This is a genomic window from Streptomyces sp. NPDC042336 (genome assembly GCF_055581985.1).
The window spans coordinates 108,047-122,689 of record NZ_JBVJEA010000017.1 but is presented as its reverse complement, the minus strand read 5'-3'; the positions used below and the strand labels follow the sequence as shown (position 1 = coordinate 122,689).

Sequence of the window (14,643 nt, the reverse complement as noted above, 5' to 3'; positions counted from 1 at the left end):
CGGGGGCGGGCGGGTCAGTACGCCGGCAGGGTCCGCGGGCCCAGGTCGTCGCGGGCGGGAGGGGGTGCGAGGCGGACGGAGGCGCCGAGGACGCTCAGGCCGTGCGGAGCGACCACCACCGGTTCCAGGGTGACCGCGACGACCTCCGGGTGGTCGTCGACCAGCCGGGAGACCCGCAGCAGCAGCTCCTCCAGGGCGGCGGCGTCGACGGGGGCGGAACCGCGCCAGCCGAAGAGGAGGGGCGCCGTGCGGATGGAGCGGATGAGCGAGGTGGCGTCCCGGTCGGTGACCGGGATCAGCCGGTGCGCCATGTCGCCGAGCAGCTGGGTGGCGGCGCCGGCGAGGCCGAAGGAGAGCACCGCGCCGGCCGCCGGGTCGATGACCGCCCGTACGACGGTGTCGACGCCGCGCGGGGCCATGCCCTGCACCACCGGGCGCAGCTCCGCGGGCGCCCCGAACAGCTCGGTCAATTCGGCGTAGGCCCGTCGCAGTTGCTCCTCGTCGGCGAGGTCGAGACGTACGCCGCCCAGGTCCGCGCGGTGACGCAGGTGCGGGGCGGTGGCCTTGAGGGCCACGGGGTAGCCGATGGTCCGCGCGGCGGCCGCGGCGTCGTCCGGGGTGGGGGCGGGCAGGGCGCGGTGGACGTGGACGCCGTACCTGCCCAGCAGCTCGCAGGTCTCCTGGGGGCCGAGGGTGAGCCCCTGACCGCGTGCGAGGTACCCCGCTATCTGCTGGGCGGCGCCCTTCTCGTCGATGTCCTCGTACTCCGGGACCTTGCCGGGATCGGCGGCGTCGCGCCGCCACTGGGCGTAGGCGACGGCCTCGCCGAGGGCGCGGACGGCGCGCTCGGCGGCGGGATAGGCGGGGATGAGGTGGGCTCCGTCCGGGGCCGGGGCGGCGGACGGCGGCTGGGCCGGGGCGGCGGGCGGGGCCTCCTCCGCGGGGCCGGCGACTGCCTGTGGCGCGGTACTCGCCGCCGCGGACAGGGCCTCCGCCAGGCCGCCCAGCTCGACGTGGACCACGAGGACCGGCTTGGTGGGGACCGCGGCCGCCGCCGAGCGCAGCGCCTCCGCCAGCGCGGCGTCCCCGGCCGCGCCCTCCCCCACCGTCGGGATGGCGGTGACCACGACCGCGTCGCACGTGTCGTCGGCCAGGGCCCTGGCCAGGGCCGCGTGGAAGTCGTCGGCCGACGCGGCGGTGGTCAGGTCCAGCGGGGGCTGCGGGCGCAGGCCCTCGGAGAGGCACGCGTCGTAGGTGAGCAGTCCCAGCGACTCCGAGTTGCCCAGGATGGCCACCCTCGGCCCGGCGGGCAGCGGCTGGCGGGCGAGGAGCAGCCCCGCGTCGACCAGGTCGGTGATGGTGTCGACCCGGATCACGCCGGCCTGCCGCAGCAGCGCGGAGACCGTCGCGTGCGGCAGCCGTGTCGCCCGTACGGCGTGCCCCTGGGGTGCCACGCCGCCGTGCCGGGCGCCCTGGACCACGACCAGGGGCTTGGCGGCCGCGGTGCGCCGGGCCAGGCGGGTGAACTTGCGCGGGTTGCCGATGGACTCCAGGTACATCAGCGCGACGTCGGTGTCCGGGTCGTCGTACCAGTACTGGAGGACGTCGTTGCCGGAGACGTCGGCGCGGTTGCCGGAGGAGACGAAGGTGGACACGCCGGTGACGCCGGTGACCCCGCCGCCGCGCCGGTGCAGCCGGGAGAGCAGGGCGATGCCGATGGCGCCGGACTGGGCGAACAGGCCGATCCGGCCGGTGCGCGGCATCTCCGGGGCGAGGGAGGCGTTGAGCCGCACCTGTGGGGAGGTGTTGATGATCCCGAAGGCGTTGGGCCCGATGATGCGCATGCCGTACGTGCGCGCCTGCCGCACGAGGGCACGCTGGCGCTCGCGTCCGTCGGGACCGCTGTCGGCGTAACCGGCGGAGATCACCACCAGCCCCTGCACGCCGTGCTCGCCGCACTCGGTGACGACGTCGGGAACGTGCTCGGCGGGCACGGTGACGACGGCGAGGTCCACGGGCCCCTCGATGTCGCGCACGGAGCGGCACGCGGGGACGCCGTCGAGTTGCTTCTGGTCCTGAGGGAAGGCCCTGTTCACGGCGTACAGGCGGCCTGTGTACCCCGCGTCCCGGATGTTGTCGAGGATGCTGCGGCCGACCCCTCCCGGGGTGCGTCCGGTGCCGACGACCGCGACCGAGCCGGGCTGCAGCAGCCGCTGGACGGAACGGGCCTCCGCGCGGTGCTCGCGCGCGTACTGCACGGCGAGCGAGCGGTCGGTGGGTTCGAGATCGAACTCCAGGCGGACCACCCCGTCCTCGAAGCTCCGCTTCTGGGTGTACCCGGCGTCCATGAAGACTTTGATCATCTTGTTGTTGGCGGGCAGCACCTCGGCGGCGAAGCGGCGGATGCCCCGCTCGCGGGCGACGGCGGCGATGTGCTCCAGGAGGGCCGAGGCGACGCCCCGCCCCTGGTGGGCGTCCTGGACGAGGAAGGCGACCTCGGCCTCGTCGGCCGGGGAGGTGGCGGGTGTTCCGCCGGCCCCGATCCGGTCGTAGCGTACGGTGGCGATGAACTCGCCGCCGATGGTGGCCGCGAGTCCCACCCGGTCCACAAAGTCGTGGTGCGTGAAGCGGTGGACGTCCTTCGCGGACAGGCGAGGGTACGGCGCGAAGAAGCGGTAGTACTTCGACTCGTCGGACACCTGCTCGTAGAAGCTGACCAGGCGCTCGGCGTCATCAACGGTGATGGGGCGGACGCGCGCGGTGCCGCCGTCGCGCAGCACCACGTCGGCTTCCCAGTGGGCGGGATACTCGTGCCGGTCCGACGAGGTCTGCATGCGCCCCAGAGTACGGCTCGCGTACGACAACGGCGCGGGGCAGTCTGTGGGACACCAGCTCGGACCGAGGCCGCGGTCCGAGCACCGCACGGGACGGCGCACACGGTCGTCCCGGCGTGCTTCACGATGTGGGAAACTGGTCTAGACAACACTGGTCTAGACAACGACAACCCTCTGAACACCTGAAGGGCAGCATCACATGGCTGAGCGCCGCGTCAACGTCGGCTGGGCCGAGGGTCTCCACGCCCGTCCCGCCTCCATCTTCGTCCGAGCCGCCACGGCCACAGGCGTCCCGGTGACGATCGCCAAGGCCGACGGGTCCCCCGTCAACGCGGCCTCCATGCTGGCCGTCCTCGGCCTCGGCGCCCAGGGCGGCGAGGAGATCGTCCTCGCCTCCGACGCCGAGGGCGCGGAGGCCGCTCTGGACCGGCTGGCGAAGCTGGTCGCCGAGGGGCTCGAGGAGCTTCCCGAGACCGTCTGAGCCCCGGCGGACAGCACCATCCGAAAGGCCCGCCGGGACACCGGTCGGGCCTTTCGTTTCTTTTCTTTCAGCCCTTTCGGCTCGCCCGCTCCTTTTCGGCCCGCCCGTCGGTACATCCGTTCACGGGCAGGAGAAAACACACCGGCCGGAATTCCCCGTCCTTTGTATACGGCCTCCGCGTTACCGACGGGGTCCCGCCGTGTTTACGGAATGTTGCGCATTCCTCACACGCTCCGCCGATCCGCCGCCCGAGGCGAAGCGCAGCCGGTGCGCGGACGCCGACCGCTCGATGTGCAGGGTCATGAGCGCCCGCGCGCGGTCGCCGTCGCCCCGGGCCACGGCATCGGTGATCGCGCCGTGCTCCGCCCAGTACTCCACCAGGCCGACCGGTGCTTCCACGACGTACATCCACGCGATCTTGTGGCGGAGCTGGGTCAGCAGCGCTGCCAGGGAGGGGCTGTCCGCCGCCCGGGCGAGGGTCTCGTGGAACCAGCCGCCCAGTGAGCGCAGCTCCTCACCGGTGCCCTGCCTGGCCCGCTCCTGCCCCAGCCGGACCAGGCCGCGCAACACCTTCAGGTGGGCTTCGCTGCGCCGCCGGGCGGCCCGGGAGGCCCCGAGCGGCTCCAGGAGCGTGCGCGTCTCCAGCAGGTCGGCGGCCTCCCGCTCGGTCGGCTCCGCCACGCACGCGCCCGCGTGCCGCCGGGTGACCACGAAGCCCTCGGCCTCCAGCGTGCGCAGCGCCTCGCGGACGGGGACGCGGGAGACGCCGTAGCGGCGGGCGAGGAGTTCCTCGGTGAGCCGGCTCCCGCGGCCGTGTACGCCGGTGACGATGTCGTCCCGGATCGCCGTGCACACCGAATGCGCCGGAATACGCATGAGCGACCTCCCCTTGACCCCCGTGAAACGCCGGTGATTGACGTGCGTTGCCCAACCCCGGGCCAATCAAGCGATATTAAATGCGAAAAGCCCCGGCTCGGGAAGCCGGGGCTTTCGGACGCCTCTGTGTCAGACGTTCACGCCGTGGGAGCGGAGGTAGGCGACGGGGTCCATGTCGGAGCCGTACTCGGGGCTCGTACGGGCCTCGAAGTGCAGGTGCGGCCCGGTGACGTTGCCGGTGGCGCCGGAGAGGCCGATCTGCTGGCCCGGCTCGACCGACTGGCCGACCGAGACGCCGATGGACGACAGGTGCCCGTACTGCGTGTACGTGCCGTCGTGCATCTTGATCACGACTTGATTGCCGTACGCCCCGCCCCAGCCGGCCTCGACGACGGTGCCGACGCCCACGGCGTGCACGGTCGTGCCGCTGGAGGCGTGGAAGTCGATGCCCGTGTGGCTGCCGGAGGACCACAGGGAGCTGCCGGCCTGGTACGCGGTGGAGACGTACGAGGCGGTGATCGGCGCGACGAAGGTGTTGAGGCGCTTGCGCTCCGCCTCCCGCGCGGCACGCTCCTTGGCCTCGCGTGCCTCCTTGGCCGCCTCGGCCGCCCGCTCGCGGGCCGCCTCCCGGGCCGCCTCGCGGGCGGCGGCGTCCGCGGCCGCCTGCCGCTGGGCGAGGGCCTGGGCGTCGATCTCGTCGGCTATGGAGTCACCGATGGTGACGACCGGGGTGAGCCCGCTCTGCTCCACCTCGGGCTCGGCGGCGAGCGCCGGAGCCGCGAGGGTGCCGACGACGCCGGTGGTGGCGAGGGCCGCGACTCCCGCCGCGCGGGCGGTGGTGCGGTGCACCCTGCTGGGACGGCGGTGCTTCCCGGTGGCGCGCGTGAACGCCATGTAGAGGCTTGTCCTTTCCTTCCCTCTCGCCTACCGGGTTAGCTGACGGGTTCGGAGGTGGAAGGTCTCCTACGGACCCCCTCGCTGCGCGCGGGCGTCCGATTCACCCCAGGGACTGCGTTGGGTCCCCGGCTCCCCTGGCTCGCGCCGTACGGGGACTCGGCGATGACTGTCCGGTGCCGCGGGTGCGGCGCACTGCCTGACGAACAGCCCGGAAGACGCTAAACGCGGCTGCGTTCAATCCTCAAACGCAACAGGCTTTTTGTAGCGCACGCCACAGGGCAGACAGGCAACCACTCCCGCAATCCGGACAAACGGCGACCCTGGTGACACTCCGGTCACCAGGGCCACCACACGCGCGTGCCGCTACTCGGCCGCCACCACGGTGACTTCGCCGATGCCGAGGGCCTCGACGGACTCCTTGATCTGCGCAGCGTCGCCGACGAGGACAGTCACGAGGCGGTCCACCGGGAAGGCGTTCACGACCGCCGCGGTGGCCTCCACGGTGCCCGTGGCGGCCAGTTGACGGTAGAGCATGGCCTGGAAGTCGTCGGGCAGGTGCTGCTCGACCTGGTCGGCCAGCGTGCTCGCCACGGCCGCCGCCGTCTCGTACTTCAGCGGCGCCACGCCCACCAGGTTCTGCACGGCCACGTCGCGCTCGGCGTCGGTGAGTCCCTCCGCTGCGAGCCTGCGCAGCACCGTCCACAGGTCCTCCAGGGCGGGACCGGTGTTGGGCGTGTCGACGGACCCGCTGATGGCGAGCATCGCGGCGCCCGTGCCGTCCGGCGCGGACCGCAGGACCTGGCCGAACGCCCGTACGCCGTAGGTGTAGCCCTTCTCCTCGCGCAGGACGCGGTCCAGGCGCGAGGTGAGGGTGCCGCCGAGGCAGTAGGTGCCGAGCACCTGCGCGGGCCACACGCGGTCGTGCCGGTCGGCGCCGGTGCGGCCGATCAGCAGCTGCGTCTGGACGGCGCCGGGACGGTCGACGATGACGACACGGCCCCGGTCGTCGGCGGTCACCGGAGGCACGGGACGCGGCTCGCCGGCCGAACCGGTCCACGCGCCCAGGGTGTCGCCGAGCAGCGCGTCCAGGTCGATGCCGGTGAGGTCGCCGACTACCACCGCGGTGGCCGTGGCGGGGCGGACGTGCCGCTCGTAGAAGGCGCGGACGGCCGCCGAGTCGATGGCAGCGACCGTCTCCTCGGTGCCCTGGCGCGGGCGCGACATGCGGGAGTCGGCCGGGAACAACTCCTTGGAGAGTTCCTTCGCGGCGCGCCGGGAGGGGTTGGCCAGCTCGTGCGGGATCTCGTCGAGCCGGTTGCGCACCAGCCGTTCGACCTCGCCGTCCGCGAACGCGGGCGCCCTGAGGGCGTCGGCGAGCAGGCCGAGGGCCTTGGCGAGGCGCGAGGCGGGCACCTCGAGGCTCAGCCGGACGCCGGGGTGGTCGGCGTGCGCGTCCAGGGTGGCGCCGCAGCGCTCCAGCTCGGCGGCGAACTCCTCGGCGGAGTGCTTGTCGGTGCCCTCGGAGAATGCGCGCGCCATGATGGTGGCGACGCCGTCGAGACCGGCGGGCTCGGCGTCCAGGGGGGCGTCGAGGAGCACCTCGACGGCGACGACCTGCTGGCCGGGGCGGTGGCAGCGCAGCACGGTGAGGCCGTTGCCGAGGCTGCCGCGCTCGGGGGCGGGGAACGCCCACGGCTTGGGCTCGCCGGCCTGCGGCTGGGCGTGGAATTCCATGGTGGCGAGCTCGGTCACTTGGCCGCCTCCTCGTTCTCGTCGGTGGCGTCGGTCTCGTCGGCGGGGGTGGTGGGCTCGTAGACGAGCACCGCGCGGTTGTCGGGGCGCAGGCGGGCCTTGGCGACCTCCTGGACCTCCTGCGCGGTCACCTCCAGGACCCGCTGCACGGCGGTGAGGGCGAGCTGCGGGTCGCCGAACAGGACGGCGTACCGGCACAGTTCGTCCGCGCGGCCCGCGACCGTGCCCAGTCGGTCCAGCCACTCGCGCTCGAGCTGGGCCTGGGCGCGCTCCATCTCCTCGGCCGTGGGCCCCTCTTCGGCGAACCGGGCCAGCTCCTCGTCGATGGCCGTCTCGATGACCGGCACCTCCACGTCACCGGACGTCTTCACGTCCAGCCACCCCAGGGAAGGCGCCCCGGCGAGCCGCAGCAGACCGAACCCGGCGGCGACGGCCGTGCGGTCGCGGCGTACGAGCCGGTTGTACAGGCGGGACGACTCGCCGCCGCCCAGGACGGTCAGGGCCAGGTCGGCCGCGTCGCACGCGCGTGTGCCTTCCTCCGGCAGGCGGTAGGCCGCCATCAGGGCACGGGCCGGGACCTCCTCCTCGACGATCTCGCGCAGCTGACCGCCCATGACGTCGGGCAGCGAACCGTCCCGGGGAGGCTGCTTGCCGTCGTGCGAGGCGATGGAGCCGAAGTACTTCTCGATCCAGGCGAGCGTCTGCTCCGGGTCGATGTCGCCGACGACCGACAGCACCGCGTTGTTCGGTGCGTAGTAGGTGCGGAAGAACGCGCGCGCGTCTTCCAGGGTCGCCGCGTCAAGGTCCGCCATCGAACCGATCGGCGTGTGGTGGTAGGGGTGCCCCTCCGGGTAGGCGAGGGCGGTCAGCTTCTCGAAGGCCGTGCCGTAGGGGACGTTGTCGTAGCGCTGGCGGCGTTCGTTCTTGACGACGTCCCGCTGGTTCTCCATCGACTCCTCGTCCAGGGCGGCCAGCAGGGAGCCCATGCGGTCGGCCTCCAGCCAGAGGGCGAGCTCCAGCTGGTGGGCGGGCATGGTCTCGAAGTAGTTGGTCCGCTCGAAGCTGGTGGTGCCGTTGAGCGAGCCGCCGGCGCCCTGCACCAGCTCGAAGTGACCGTTGCCCTTGACCTGGGCGGAGCCCTGGAACATGAGGTGCTCGAAAAGGTGAGCCAGGCCGGTGCGCCCCTTGACCTCGTGGCGCGAGCCGACGTCGTACCAGAGGCACACCGCCGCGACCGGGGTCAGGTGGTCCTCGGAGAGCACCACGCGCAGGCCGTTGGCCAGGCGGTGCTCGGTCGCTGTCAGGCCGCCGGAGCCTGCCTGGGCTGTGGCCGTGTGACCCATGGGCATGTACGTCCCTTCGATCGCGAGATCCTGGTGGCGTCACGGGGTGAACCACCTGGTGGAATCAGTGGGCGGAACTGCGGAATTCCGTCGATCCTGCCACTGTATGCAAGCGTGCGGGCCACCGGTGGAGTTCCCGGACCCCGTACGCCGAGAGCGAGAACGCGGTTGACGGGCCGCCGGGGACGGCGACGCCGGGCGAGGGCGTACTCTGCGGGCAGCGCCGGGCCGGGCAGCCCGTGACGGGTCCTGGTCGGTCGCTGTCAGTGCCGCAGTCCACAATGGACGGCGTCAGATCACCGTTCACGCTTCAGCAAGGAGCCGGCAGCGATGGCCCGCCGTAGTACGAAGACCCCGCCGCCCGACGACTCGTACGAGGAGAAGATCCTCGACATCGACGTCGTGGACGAGATGCAGGGCTCCTTCCTCGAGTACGCGTACTCGGTCATCTACTCCCGTGCGCTGCCGGACGCCCGCGACGGCCTCAAGCCTGTGCACCGGCGCATCGTGTACCAGATGAACGAGATGGGCCTGCGGCCCGAGCGCGGCTATGTGAAGTGCGCCCGTGTCGTCGGCGAGGTCATGGGCAAGTTGCACCCGCACGGCGACGCGTCGATCTACGACGCGCTGGTGCGCATGGCACAGCCGTTCTCGATGCGCGTGCCCCTGGTGGACGGCCACGGCAACTTCGGCTCGCTGGGCAACGACGACCCGCCGGCCGCCATGCGGTACACCGAGTGCCGGATGGCCGAGGCCGCCGGCCTGATGACGGAGTCCATCGACGAGGACACCGTCGACTTCGCCCCGAACTACGACGGCCAGGAGCAGGAGCCGGTGGCACTGCCCGCCGCCTTCCCGAACCTGCTGGTCAACGGCGCCTCGGGCATCGCGGTCGGCATGGCCACGAACATGCCGCCGCACAACCTGCGCGAGGTGATCGCGGCGGCCCGGCACCTGATCCGGTACCCGAACGCCGACCTGGACGCGCTGATGAAGCACGTACCGGGCCCGGACCTGCCCACCGGCGGCCGGATCGTCGGCCTGCCCGGCATCCGGGACGCGTACGAGACGGGGCGCGGCACGTTCAAGATCCGCGCGACGGTGTCCGTGGAGACGGTGACGGCCCGCCGCAAGGGCCTCGTCGTCACCGAGCTGCCCTTCGCGGTCGGACCCGAGAAGGTCATCTCGAAGATCAAGGACCTGGTCGGCTCGAAGAAGCTCCAGGGCATCGCGGACGTCAAGGACCTGACCGACCGCGCGCACGGACTGCGCCTGGTCATCGAGATCAAGAACGGCTTCGTGCCCGAGGCGGTCCTGGAGCAGCTCTACAAGCTGACGGCCATGGAGGAGTCCTTCGGCATCAACAACGTCGCACTGGTGGACGGCCAGCCCCTCACCCTGGGCCTCAAGGAGCTGCTGGAGGTCTATCTCGACCACCGCTTCACCGTCGTCAGGCGCCGCAGCGAGTTCCGCCGGAGCAAGAAGCGCGACCGGCTGCACCTGGTGGAGGGCCTGCTCACCGCCCTGGTCGACATCGACGAGGTCATCCGTCTCATCCGCTCCAGCGAGAACTCGGCGCAGGCCAAGCAGCGTCTGATCGAGCGCTTCTCGCTGAGCGACGTCCAGACGCAGTACATCCTGGACACGCCGCTGCGCCGGCTCACCAAGTTCGACCGCATCGAGCTGGAGTCCGAGAAGGACCGGCTGAACGCGGAGATCGAGGAGCTGACCCGGATCCTCGACTCGGACGCGGAGCTGCGCAAGCTGGTCTCGGCCGAACTGGCGGCGGTGGCGAAGAAGTTCGGCACCGACCGCCGTACGACGCTGCTGGAGTCCGGCGGCGCGCCGGTGGCCGCCGTGCCGCTCCAGGTGGCGGACGACCCGTGCCGGGTACTGCTGTCGTCGACGGGCCTGCTGGCCCGCACCGCGAACGACGAGCCCCTCGTCACGGAGGCGGGCGCCAAGCGGATCAAGCACGACCTGATCGTCTCGGCGGTGCCGGCCACCGCGCGCGGCGAGGTGGGCGTGGTGACGTCCGCGGGGCGGCTGCTGCGGGTGAACGTGGTGGACCTGCCCCAGCTCCCGGAGTCCATGCCGACGCCGAACCTCGCGGGCGGCGCGCCGCTGGCGGAGTTCGTGTCCCTGGAGGACGACGAGGACGTCGTCTGCCTGACCACGCTGGACGAGTCCTCTCCGGGGCTCGCGATCGGCACGGAACAGGGCGTCGTCAAGCGGGTGGTGCCCGACTACCCGTCCAACAAGGACGAGTTGGAGGTCATCACGCTCAAGGAGGGCGACCGCATCGTCGGCGGGGCCGAGTTGCGCACCGGTGACGAGGACCTGGTCTTCATCACGGACGACGCCCAGCTCCTGCGCTACCAGGCTTCGCAGGTCCGCCCGCAGGGCCGTCCCGCGGGCGGTGTGGCGGGCATCAAGCTCGCCGACGGCGCGAAGGTCATCTCCTTCACGGCGGTGGACCCGGCGGCGGACGCGGTGGTCTTCACGGTGGCCGGATCGCGGGGCACCCTGGACGACTCCGTACAGACCACGGCCAAGCTCACGCCGTTCGACCAGTATCCGCGCAAGGGCCGTGCCACGGGCGGTGTGCGCTGCCAGCGGTTCCTGAAGGGCGAGGACTGCCTGGCCTTCGCCTGGGCGGGCGCCACCCCGGCCCTCGCCGCGCAGAAGAACGGGGCGCCGGCCCAGCTCCCGGACGTCGACCCGCGCCGCGACGGCTCGGGCGTGTCGCTGCCGAAGACGGTGGCGGTGGTGGCGGGCCCGGCCTAGAAGACGGGCGGCGGCTCCTCGGCGTCAGCGCCTTGGCCCCGGGGGTCGTCGGCGTCGGGGTCCTCGCCGTCGGGTACGTAGCGCAGGACGCCCCACATGCCGTGCTCGTCGGCGGGCGGGGCGTCGGCGTCCCGGCGGCACGCGTCGAGTTCCTCGCCGAGGGCCGCCGCGTCGATGCCGGAGCCGATAAGGACGAGCTGGGTACGGCGGGCACCGTCGGCGTCGGCGTCGGCGTCAACGGACGCCCAGGGCTCCGGATAGAAGCGCAGGAAGCGTCCGACGGCGTGGACGGCGTACCGGTTCCGCGTGTCGTACGGGCCGAAGTCGACGTACCCCTTGATCCGGTAGAGGCCCTCGGGTCTGCTGTCGAGGAAGCGCATGAGCCGGCGCGGGTCGAGCGGGAGGCCGGAGACGAACGACAGCGTGTCGTAGGCGGCGTGCAGGTGCCCGGAGCCCGCGCCGCCCTCCGCGTGGTCGTGCAGGTCGTCGAAGGACAACTGCCCGACCCGCTCCGCGCTGGGCCGGCAGTCGTAGAGGAACTCGGGGTCGATGCGGCCGTAGGTCGCGGGCACGACGGCGGCGCCGTCGGCGAGCGAGTGCACGAGGGCGAGCACGCGCTCGGCGTCCGGGGCCCGGTCGGTCTTGTTGACCACGACCAGGTCGGCCAGGGCCAGGTGCCGGTCGACCTCGGGGTGCTTGGCGCGGGTGTCGTCGAACTCGGCGGCGTCGACGACCTCGACGAGCCCGCCGTAGACGACCCCCGGTTGCTCGCTGGCGAGCAGCATGCGCACCAGTTCCTGCGGTTCCGCCAGGCCGCTGGCCTCGATGACGATCACGTCGATGCCGGCCTCGGGGCGGGCGAGCCGTTCCAGGTACCCGTCGAGTTCACTCGCGTCGACGGCACAGCACAGGCAGCCGTTGCCGAGGGACACGGTGGAGTCGCCGAGGGCGCCCGCGACGGCCATCGCGTCGATCTCGATCGATCCGAAGTCGTTGACGATGGCGCCGATCCGGCTGCCTCCGCTGCGGTGGAGGAGGTGGTTCAGCAGCGTGGTCTTCCCGGAGCCGAGGAATCCGGCGAGTACGACGACCGGGATCTGCTGCGGAGTCGGGCGCTGCCCCACCGTGCGACCTCTCTCTCACCCACGCGTGCGGAATTGCCTGCTCAGGATACGGTCCGCCGCGGTCGGCACGGAGTGAACGATTGTTAGCAGCGTGCGCGGGGCAGACGTTTTCCAAGGCGCCGGACCGTGCGACCCTCGCTTCCCTCCGTGCGCCTCCTCTCCGCCTCCCCGTCGATCAGCGCCGCTCGGCACTCTGGAGGCGGCAAGCGCCGCCCATCGCTCGCCGGTCCCCGTCAGCCGACCCGCACTCGACGACCGGCGGGCGGCCGCCTGATTCGGGGGTTGACATGGTCATACGGAAGAACATCACGGGGAGGTTCGGCTCCGCCGCGGCCGGCATGCTGCTGGCCGCGCGACAGCGACGGCTGGACAGGGCACTTCTGCACGAACGTCGGCTGCGGCTGGAGGAGCTGGCGCTCCGGCGCGAGGCGCTGCGGCACCAGCAGCGCATGCACTGGGAGTTGCTGAACAGGGCGCTCGACGACCCTTCGCTGGCGGAGGTCATCGACACCTACGACAAGAACATCCCGGCGCAGAAACGACGACAGTTCTTCTACGCCAACGCCTGGTACGTCAACCTGTACCACCTCCACCAGGCCGGGATCCTGGATCAGGAGGAGTTGTTCGGACACTTGCGCGAGCTTTTCCAGACCCCCCTGATGCGGGAGTACTGGGAGGCGTCGAGGGAGCAGCGGGCGTCGTTCAAGGCCACGTCCGTCGAGTCACGTGTCGGCACCATGGTGGACGGACTCCTCAAGGACCTGGACGAAGCCGACACGGACGAGTGGTGGGTGGTGGGCACCCCTCCGTCCGACTGATGCTCCGTTCCGTCCGGCCGAGGCCCCGTTGCGTCCGGCTGAGGCTCCGTCCGGGAAGCCGTCCGCGGGTCACCCTTCCCGGGAGTGTCTTCGCCCTGTGGGGCACGCCGGGCCCGCGGATCCCAGTAACGTGCTCCCAGCACAATGGCCAACCCAGAAGGACCGGTACCCCTTGAAAATCGTGCGCCGCATCGGTGTGCCTCCAAGCTCGCGCGGCAGTACCTCGGGAGCCAGCTGTCCGGACCTCTTCGAGCTGAGCGACGGCAATTTCGCCGTCATCGGCACCGAAGCGACCGAGACCCTGGAGGGTGAACTTCCCGCCGATGCTTCCCGTGCCGACTACGAGCGCATCGTGGTCGTCAGCAGGGAGACCCTCATCCGGGCCAAGGCGGACATCCCGGACGCCTGACGTCACCGTGTCTCCGGCCGTTCCCACCGACGACGGCGCACGGACCCACCCCCGGCGAGCAACCCGGCACCCCGTCCTTGCTCGACGCTCCCCGACCAGGCCTGGCGCCCGAACGGCACCAGGCCGCTCGTGCTTCTCAGGCCGGAGCCGGTACGCCCACCGGGGCCCCCGGCCCGACATACCGCGCCGCCGGCCGGATGATCTTCGAGTCGCGTGCCTGTTCCAGGATGTTCGCGCTCCAGCCCACCACCCGTGCCGCCGCGAACGTGGGCGTGAACATCTCACGGGGCAGGCCGCACAGTTCCATGACCACACCCGCGTAGAACTCGACGTTGGTGTGCAGTTCGCGCCCCGGCTTCAGCTCCGCGAGGATCGCCTCGACCTGCCGCTCCACCTCGACCGCGAACTCCACGCGCGGGCCGCCGAACCGCTGCGCCACCTCACGCAGCATCCGTGAGCGCGGATCCTCCGTGCGGTAGACCGCGTGGCCGAAGCCCATGATGCGGTCACCGGCGAGCACCCGCTCGCGGATCCACGCGTCGATGCGGTCGGGCGTGCCGATCGCGTCCAGGGTGTCCAGTGCCCGGCTGGGCGCGCCGCCGTGCAGCGGGCCGGACAACGCCGAGACCGCACCGGCCAGACAGGCCGCGACGTCCGCACCGGTCGACGCGATGACCCGCGCGGTGAAGGTCGACGCGTTGAACCCGTGGTCGATGGTGGAGATCAGGTACTGCTCGATCGCCCGGGTGCGAGCCTCGTCCGGCTCCTCACCGGTCAGCATGTAGAGGTAGTTCGCGGCGTACGACAGGTCCTCGCGGGGGTCCACCGGCTCCTGCCCCCTCCCCAACCGGTGCAGCGCGGTCAGCAGCGTCGGCACGGCCGCGGCGGCCACCAGGGTGTCCTGCCGGCGCTGGTCGGCCGAGAGGTCGAACACCGGCCGGAGGCCGAGGGCGGCGCCCAGCAGCGACAGGCCCGTGCGCATCCCGGCGAGCGGGCCGGAGCGTCCGCCCGCCTCGGCGATGGCGGGCAGGGCGGCCCGCACCGCGTCGGGGAGTCGCCGCAGCGCCGCGGTCTCGGCGGCGAAGGCGGCCCCGCGTCGCGCGTCGGGGAGTTCACCGTGGACCAGGAGGTGCCAGACGTCCTCGAAGCAACGGCTCTGCGCGAGTTCGACGGCCGAGTACTGGCGGTAGTGGTAGAAGCCCTCCAGCCCTCGTACGTCGCCGACCTCGGTGTCGGCCACCACCACACCGGCGAGACCGCGCGGCACCTGGACGAGCGTTGCAGCGTCTGCGGTTTTGTTGACGGACATGATTACCTCCTCG

At 72.0% G+C, this 14,643-nt stretch carries 11 protein-coding genes and 1 riboswitch; of the genes, 4 read left to right on the top strand and 7 right to left on the bottom strand.

Annotated elements, in window-relative coordinates:
• Window positions 1-14: 14 nt before the first annotated feature.
• Window positions 15-2,834, bottom strand: coding sequence for a bifunctional acetate--CoA ligase family protein/GNAT family N-acetyltransferase (locus ACZ6IM_RS29920; RefSeq protein ID WP_469560657.1), 2,820 nt, complete (start codon window positions 2,832-2,834; stop codon window positions 15-17).
• Between the two features lie 199 nt (window positions 2,835-3,033).
• Between ACZ6IM_RS29920 and ACZ6IM_RS29915 the strand changes: the two genes are divergently transcribed.
• Complete coding sequence (locus ACZ6IM_RS29915; RefSeq protein WP_007445064.1) at window positions 3,034-3,315, top strand: HPr family phosphocarrier protein; 282 nt, start codon at window positions 3,034-3,036, stop codon at window positions 3,313-3,315.
• Window positions 3,316-3,495: 180 nt separating this feature from the next.
• Here ACZ6IM_RS29915 and ACZ6IM_RS29910 read toward each other — a convergent pair whose 3' ends face one another.
• From ACZ6IM_RS29910 to ACZ6IM_RS29895, 4 genes are all read right to left on the bottom strand, one after another.
• A complete protein-coding gene (locus ACZ6IM_RS29910) occupies window positions 3,496-4,191 on the bottom strand; it encodes a GntR family transcriptional regulator (RefSeq protein WP_469560653.1) in 696 nt (231 codons plus the stop codon).
• 129 nt (window positions 4,192-4,320) lie between these two features.
• The gene (locus ACZ6IM_RS29905; protein ID WP_052840075.1) at window positions 4,321-5,085 is read right to left on the bottom strand and encodes a M23 family metallopeptidase; all 765 of its coding nucleotides are present in this window, start codon (window positions 5,083-5,085) and stop codon (window positions 4,321-4,323) included.
• Between the two features lie 12 nt (window positions 5,086-5,097).
• Window positions 5,098-5,260, bottom strand: a riboswitch (cyclic di-AMP (ydaO/yuaA leader).
• Window positions 5,261-5,451: 191 nt separating this feature from the next.
• On the bottom strand, window positions 5,452-6,840 hold the full coding sequence (locus ACZ6IM_RS29900; RefSeq protein WP_052840076.1) for a M16 family metallopeptidase: 1,389 nt from the start codon (window positions 6,838-6,840) through the stop codon (window positions 5,452-5,454).
• Window positions 6,837-8,189 carry a M16 family metallopeptidase gene (locus ACZ6IM_RS29895; protein ID WP_469560650.1) on the bottom strand — a complete coding sequence of 451 codons (1,353 nt, stop codon included), beginning with the start codon at window positions 8,187-8,189 and terminating at the stop codon, window positions 6,837-6,839. Before ACZ6IM_RS29895 ends, ACZ6IM_RS29900 begins: the two co-directional genes overlap by 4 nt.
• 324 nt (window positions 8,190-8,513) lie before the next feature.
• Between ACZ6IM_RS29895 and ACZ6IM_RS29890 the strand changes: the two genes are divergently transcribed.
• Entirely contained in the window at window positions 8,514-10,970 is a 2,457-nt protein-coding gene (locus ACZ6IM_RS29890) for a DNA gyrase/topoisomerase IV subunit A (protein WP_052840078.1), read from the top strand.
• On the opposite strand, the gene ACZ6IM_RS29885 is transcribed toward ACZ6IM_RS29890, so the two are convergent.
• The gene (locus ACZ6IM_RS29885) at window positions 10,967-12,094 is read right to left on the bottom strand and encodes a CobW family GTP-binding protein (RefSeq protein ID WP_052840079.1); all 1,128 of its coding nucleotides are present in this window, start codon (window positions 12,092-12,094) and stop codon (window positions 10,967-10,969) included. The genes ACZ6IM_RS29890 and ACZ6IM_RS29885 overlap by 4 nt on opposite strands.
• A gap of 287 nt (window positions 12,095-12,381) precedes the next feature.
• Between ACZ6IM_RS29885 and ACZ6IM_RS29880 the strand changes: the two genes are divergently transcribed.
• Window positions 12,382-12,912: a DUF6082 family protein gene (locus tag ACZ6IM_RS29880; protein ID WP_052840080.1), complete on the top strand. Its 531-nt coding sequence runs from the start codon at window positions 12,382-12,384 to the stop codon at window positions 12,910-12,912.
• A gap of 172 nt (window positions 12,913-13,084) precedes the next feature.
• Window positions 13,085-13,321, top strand: a complete 237-nt coding sequence (locus ACZ6IM_RS29875; protein ID WP_115744584.1) for a hypothetical protein — start codon at window positions 13,085-13,087, stop codon at window positions 13,319-13,321.
• Between the two features lie 136 nt (window positions 13,322-13,457).
• Here ACZ6IM_RS29875 and ACZ6IM_RS29870 read toward each other — a convergent pair whose 3' ends face one another.
• Window positions 13,458-14,630 (bottom strand): citrate synthase/methylcitrate synthase, encoded by a 1,173-nt coding sequence (locus tag ACZ6IM_RS29870; protein ID WP_469560643.1) that lies wholly within the window; start codon window positions 14,628-14,630, stop codon window positions 13,458-13,460.
• Window positions 14,631-14,643 lie beyond the last annotated feature (13 nt).

Bases quoted from the DNA above. Each gene is read 5' to 3' on its own strand.
- ACZ6IM_RS29920 (WP_469560657.1), bottom strand. From the start codon at position 2,834: ATGCAGACCTCGTCGGACCGGCACGAGTATCCCGCCCACTGGGAAGCC.
- ACZ6IM_RS29915 (WP_007445064.1), top strand. From the start codon at position 3,034: ATGGCTGAGCGCCGCGTCAACGTCGGCTGGGCCGAGGGTCTCCACGCC.
- ACZ6IM_RS29910 (WP_469560653.1), bottom strand. From the start codon at position 4,191: ATGCGTATTCCGGCGCATTCGGTGTGCACGGCGATCCGGGACGACATC.
- ACZ6IM_RS29905 (WP_052840075.1), bottom strand. From the start codon at position 5,085: ATGGCGTTCACGCGCGCCACCGGGAAGCACCGCCGTCCCAGCAGGGTG.
- ACZ6IM_RS29895 (WP_469560650.1), bottom strand. From the start codon at position 8,189: ATGCCCATGGGTCACACGGCCACAGCCCAGGCAGGCTCCGGCGGCCTG.
- ACZ6IM_RS29890 (WP_052840078.1), top strand. From the start codon at position 8,514: ATGGCCCGCCGTAGTACGAAGACCCCGCCGCCCGACGACTCGTACGAG.
- ACZ6IM_RS29880 (WP_052840080.1), top strand. From the start codon at position 12,382: ATGGTCATACGGAAGAACATCACGGGGAGGTTCGGCTCCGCCGCGGCC.
- ACZ6IM_RS29870 (WP_469560643.1), bottom strand. From the start codon at position 14,630: ATGTCCGTCAACAAAACCGCAGACGCTGCAACGCTCGTCCAGGTGCCG.